Source organism: Streptomyces sp. NPDC007162, assembly GCF_040634175.1.
GTDB lineage: Bacteria > Actinomycetota > Actinomycetes > Streptomycetales > Streptomycetaceae > Streptomyces.
Window position 1 is genome coordinate 1 of sequence record NZ_JBEYFC010000549.1, and the last position, 5,621, is coordinate 5,621.

At 72.2% G+C, this 5,621-nt stretch carries 3 protein-coding genes; 2 read left to right on the forward strand and 1 reads right to left on the reverse strand.

Annotation, left to right across the window (positions count from 1 at the left end; translation table 11 throughout):
* Window positions 1-57 precede the first annotated feature (57 nt).
* Entirely contained in the window at window positions 58-573 is a 516-nt protein-coding gene (locus tag ABZ646_RS38770) for a DUF1990 domain-containing protein (protein ID WP_360530065.1), read from the forward strand.
* A 61-nt stretch (window positions 574-634) separates the two neighbouring features.
* Here the strand turns inward: ABZ646_RS38770 and ABZ646_RS38775 are convergent, their stop codons facing one another.
* On the reverse strand, window positions 635-3,259 hold the full coding sequence (locus ABZ646_RS38775; protein ID WP_360530068.1) for a glycosyltransferase family 1 protein: 2,625 nt from the start codon (window positions 3,257-3,259) through the stop codon (window positions 635-637).
* Window positions 3,260-3,702: 443 nt separating this feature from the next.
* Between ABZ646_RS38775 and ABZ646_RS38780 the strand changes: the two genes are divergently transcribed.
* Window positions 3,703-5,621 (forward strand): alpha-1,4-glucan--maltose-1-phosphate maltosyltransferase (locus ABZ646_RS38780; RefSeq protein ID WP_360530071.1); only part of this gene is annotated, 1,919 nt, incomplete at its 3' end.

Consider the following 5,621-nt stretch of genomic DNA (forward strand, 5'->3'; position numbering starts at 1 on the left):
CATCGGGCGGGCCCCGGGACCCAGGCGTCCCCGGGGCCCGCCCTACCCTTGTCTCCCATGTCCTTCACGTACGACGCGGTGGGCGCGACCCGTGAGAACCTCGCCGCCTGCCCGCCGGGCTTCCACCCGCTTCACGTGCGCACGCGCATAGGCGAGGGGCGCGGAGTCTTCCAGCGCGCCGCCGAGGCCGTCCTCACCTGGGAACTCCACCGCGCGCTGGGCGTCGGCATCGACACCGCCGCCGACCGGGCGGCCCCCGGCGCGGACGTCACGGTCACCCTCGCCGGCCTCGTCAAAGCACCCTGCCGGATCGTCTGGACCCTGGACGAGTCCCGCCGCGCGGGCTGGGCCTACGGCACCCTCACCGGGCACCCCGAGTCCGGCGAGGAGGCCTTCGTGGTCGACCGCACCGGCGACGGCACGGTCTGGCTGACGGTCGCGGCCTTCAGCAGACCGGCCAAGTGGTACACCAGAGCGGCCGGCCCGGCGACCCGGGGACTCCAGCACGCGTACGCCCGCAGGTGCGGAGCGGTCCTGCGCCGCCTGTGCGCGGACGTGCAACCGGAGTTCTGACGGCCAAGGGCGGGGAAGGCCGGGGAGGGATCGTCCGCCCTTGGCGTGTCGGGGCCGGCGGTCAGCGCATCAGTAGTCCGGCCCCCTCCGCGGCGCTCTCCGAAGGAGCCGTCACCAGGCCCAGCTCGGCGCCGGAGGCGAGGAGCCGGTGGGACGGGAGGATGCGGACCGTGTAGCCGTAGGGGCCGGTGCGGTCCAGGGACAGCGGGCCCTCGTAGGTCCAGTTGCCCTCCAGGTCGGGGCCCCCGGTCGGCTTCAGCGGGGCCGTCGTCGCGTCCGTGATGCGGTCCTCGGGGTCGACCCGGCCGGAGACGGCCTGGACCTCCACGTCGTCGGGCGTGAGTGCACCCAGCCGGACGCGGACGCGCAGCGCGAGGGTGGCGCCCAGCTCGGCGGTGGCCGGGGCCGCGGTGGTCGCCACGTGGTCGACCGTCACTCCGTGCCAGGCCGCCCGCACCCGGTCCTTCCAGCCGGACAGTTCACGGGCCGCGTCCGCGGTCATGGACCGGTGGGCGTGGGCCGCCGGGGTGTAGAGACGGTCCACGTACTCGCGGACCATCCGGCCCGCCAGCACCTTGGGACCGAGGAGGGTGAGGGTCTGGCGGACCATCTCGATCCAGCGGTCGGGCAGGCCGGTGCGGCCGCGCTCGTAGAAGCGCGGGGTGACGCGCTGTTCGAGAAGGTCGTAGAGGGCGTCCGCCTCGATGTCGTCGCGCCGGTCGGGGTCGGTGCCGGCGCCGTCCGCGGTCGGGATCGCCCAGCCGAAGTCCGGCTGGAACCATTCGTCCCACCAGCCGTCCAGGACCGAGAGGTTGAGGCCGCCGTTGAGGGCCGCCTTCATCCCGCTCGTCCCGCACGCCTCCAGGGGGCGCAGCGGGTTGTTCAGCCAGATGTCGCACCCCGGCAGCAGCTTCTGGGCCATCGCCATGCCGTAGTCGGGCAGGAAGACGATCCGGCGGCGCACCCGCGGGTCGTCGGTGAACCGGACCAGCTCCTGCACCAGCCGCTTGCCGCCGTCGTCCGCCGGGTGCGCCTTCCCGGCCACCACGATCTGGATCGGGCGCTCCGGGTGCAGCAGCAGGTCCATCAGCCGGTCCCGGTCGCGCAGCATGAGCGTGAGCCGCTTGTACGACGGGACGCGGCGCGCGAATCCGATGGTGAGGACGTCCGGATCGAGGGCCTGGTCGATCCAGCCCAGCTCGGCGGTTCCGGCCCCCCGCTGCCGCCAGGAGGCCCGCAGCCGCTCCCGCACCTCCAGCACCAGCTGCTCCCGCAGGGTGCGGCGCAGCTCCCAGATCTCCTGGTCGGCGATGTCGGCGATCGCGTCCCAGCGTTCCGGGCCGCCCACGGTCAGCGCCTCCTCGGTACGCCGGTCACCGAGCTGCCGGGCGCCCAGCCGCACCACCTCGGGGGCCACCCAGGTCGGTGCGTGCACCCCGTTCGTCACGGAGGTGATCGGCACCTCGTCGGGGTCGAACCCCGGCCACAGTCCGGCGAACATCTCCCGGCTGACGTTGCCGTGCAGCAGCGAGACGCCGTTGGCGCGCTGGGCGAGCCGCAGCCCCATCACGGCCATGTTGAACAGGTTGGGCTCGCCGCCGGGGTAGGTCTCCATGCCGAGCCGCAGGACGTTCTCGACGTCGATGCCCGGCAGTTCGGCGTCGGCGCCGAAGTGGCGGGCGACCAGCTCCCGGTCGAAGCGGTCGATGCCGGCCGGGACGGGGGTGTGGGTGGTGAAGACGGTTCCGGCCCGGACCGCTTCCAGTGCCGCGTCGAAGTCCGACCCTGCGGCGACGAGCTCGGCGATGCGCTCCAGGCCGAGGAAGCCGGCGTGTCCCTCGTTGGTGTGGAAGACCTCCGGTTCGGCGTGCCCGGTGAGCCGGCAGTACGTGCGTACGGCGCGCACTCCTCCTATGCCGAGCAGCATCTCCTGGAGCAGCCGGTGTTCGCTGCCGCCACCGTAGAGCCGGTCGGTGACCCCGCGCTCGCCGAGGTCGTTCTCCTCGACGTCGGAGTCCAGCATCAGCAGCGGCACCCTGCCCACCTGGGCCAGCCAGATCCGGGCGCGCAGCAGCCGGCCGCCGGGCAGCGCGAGGGAGACGTGCGCCGGGGTGCCGTCGGCCTCCTTCAGCAGCGCCACGGGCAGTTCGTGGGGGTCGAGGACGGGATAGTGCTCCTGCTGCCAGCCGTCCCGGGACAGGGTCTGCCGGAAGTAGCCGTGCCGGTACAGCAGGCCGACGCCGATCAGCGGCACCCCCAGGTCGCTGGCCGACTTGAGGTGGTCGCCGGCCAGGATGCCGAGGCCGCCGGAGTACTGGGGCAGGGCCGCCGTGATGCCGAACTCGGGTGAGAAGTAGGCGACGGCGGCCGGGAGTCCGGCGGTCTCGGGCCGCGACTGGTACCAGCGGTCGCCGGTCAGGTAGTCGCCCAGATCGTCGGCGACGGCTGTCAGCCGGCGCAGGAAGCGTCGGTCCGAGGCCAGTTCGGCGAGGCGCGCGGGGGGCACGCTGCCGAGCAGCCGCACCGGGTCGCCCTCCGAGACGGCCCAGCGCTCGGGATCGACGGACTGGAAGAGATCACGTGTCTCGGCGTGCCAGGACCAGCGCAGGTTGCGGGCCAGGTCGCTGAGGGGGCGGAGGGGTTCGGGGAGAACGGGACGGACGGTGAACCGACGGATCGCCTTCACATTCCACCTCGTGCGTTCGCGGTGAGAGCCGTACGGCGGTGTGCGGCTCGCGTCTGTCACGACGGTACCGGTGCCGGGGGTGGTGCCGTGGGCCGCCGCCCCGGACCCGTGCTTCGGCGTGAAGGGCGCCGACGCCCGGTACGGGGTGGAATCGAGCCATACTTCGGCAGTGTGCCGAACGGTCCTTGATGACAAGGCCCTGATTGCGGGGGCGTCGAGCGGGCAGGTGTCCGGAACAGGACCGGTCTTGTACGTAGACATACGGCTGAGTAGTTAACAAAGTGCCGGATTGCCCACCCGAATAGGGTGGGAAGGCTCCTCCGGTACACCCCACGGACACAGGACAGATACCCAGCACAGGTAGACCCTTCAGGTACACGCAGGACCCACCTCCCCACCACCCATCCGCCCACACCACCACGTTGCCGCGGACAGGAGCGGTCATGCCCGCCAAGCACCACTCGTCAGTACCCGTCGGTCCCCGCACGTCGGCGCCCCCGGCACCAGGCACGTCATCCGGCGCGCCACCCCCCGCGGACACGGTCACCGCCGTCGGCCGCATACCCGTCCTCGACGTCCGTCCGCTGGTCCAGCAGGGGCGCCGGCCCGCCAAGGCGGTCGTCGGGGAGTCGTTCGAGGTCACCGCGACCGTCTTCCGCGAGGGCCATGACGCGGTCGCCGCGAACGTCGTACTGAAGGACCCGAAGGGCCGTCCGGGCCCCTGGACCCCGATGCGGGAGCTCGCCCCCGGCACCGACCGCTGGGGCGCCACCGTCACCGTCGAGGGGAAACCGGGCCGTTGGACCTACCAGGTCGAGGCATGGGGAGACCCGGTCGCCACCTGGCGCCGGCACGCCCGGATCAAGATCCCGGCGGGTGTCGACACCGAGCTGGTCCTGGCGGAGGGCGCCGCGCTCCACGAACGCGCCGCCGCCGGGGTGCCGAAGGCCAGGAAACGGGAGGTGCTGCTGGCCGCGGCGGCCGCCCTGCGCGACGAGGAACGGCCCGCCCCCTGGCGGCTGGCGGCCGCCCTCACCCCCGAGGTCGACAAGGTGCTGGCCCGCCACCCGCTGCGGGAGCTGGTGACCGCCTCCGAGCCGCTGCCCCTGCTCGTCGAGCGCGAACGGGCCCTGTACGGCTCGTGGTACGAGTTCTTCCCGCGTTCCGAGGGCACCCCCGAGCGGCCGCACGGCACGTTCAGGACCGCGGCCCGGCGGCTGCCCGCGATCGCGGCGATGGGCTTCGACGTCGTCTACCTCCCGCCGATCCACCCCATCGGAACCACCTTCCGCAAGGGCCGCAACAACACGTTGAGCGCGGACCCGCAGGACGTGGGAGTGCCGTGGGCGATCGGCTCGCCCGAGGGCGGCCATGACGCGGTGCACCCGGACCTGGGCACGCTGGAGGACTTCCGGTGGTTCGTCCGGCAGGCCGAGGCCCACGGTCTGGAGATCGCGCTGGACTTCGCGTTGCAGTGCTCGCCGGACCACCCCTGGGTGGAGAAACATCCCGAGTGGTTCCACCACCGGCCGGACGGCACCATCGCCTACGCCGAGAACCCGCCGAAGAAGTACCAGGACATCTACCCCGTCGCCTTCGACGCCGACATGGACGGCCTGGTCGCCGAGACGGTCCGGGTGCTGCGGCACTGGATGGACTGCGGGGTGCGGATCTTCCGCGTCGACAACCCCCACACCAAGCCCGTGGTGTTCTGGGAACGGGTCATCGCCGAGATCAACGCGGCCGACCCGGACGTCATCTTCCTCGCCGAGGCCTTCACCCGCCCCGCGATGATGCGCACCCTCGCCCAGATCGGCTTCCAGCAGTCCTACACCTACTTCACCTGGCGCACCACCAAGCAGGAACTCACCGAGTACGCCGGCGAACTCGCCGGGCAGAGCGCCGCGTACATGCGGCCGAACTTCTTCGCCAACACCCCCGACATCCTGCACGCCTACCTCCAGCACGGCGGCCGCCCCGCCTTCGAGGCCCGTGCCGTGCTCGCCGCCACCCTCTCCCCCACCTGGGGCATCTACAGCGGCTACGAACTCTGCGAGAACACCCCTCTCAAGGAAGGCAGCGAGGAGTACCTCGACTCGGAGAAGTACCAGCTCAGGCCCCGGGACTGGGAGCGCGCGGAAACGGACGGCATCGCGCCGCTCATCACCCGGCTCAACGCCGTCCGGCGCGCCAGCCCGGCGCTGCGGCAACTGCGCGACCTCCACTTCCACCACACGGACAACGACTCCGTCCTCGCGTACAGCAAGCGGACCGGCTCGGACACGGTTCTGGTGGTCGTCAACCTCGACCCCCACCACACCCAGGAGGCCACGGTCTCGTTGGACATGCCGCAACTCGGCCT

Bases quoted from the DNA above. Each gene is read 5' to 3' on its own strand.
- ABZ646_RS38770 (WP_360530065.1), top strand. From the start codon at position 58: ATGTCCTTCACGTACGACGCGGTGGGCGCGACCCGTGAGAACCTCGCC.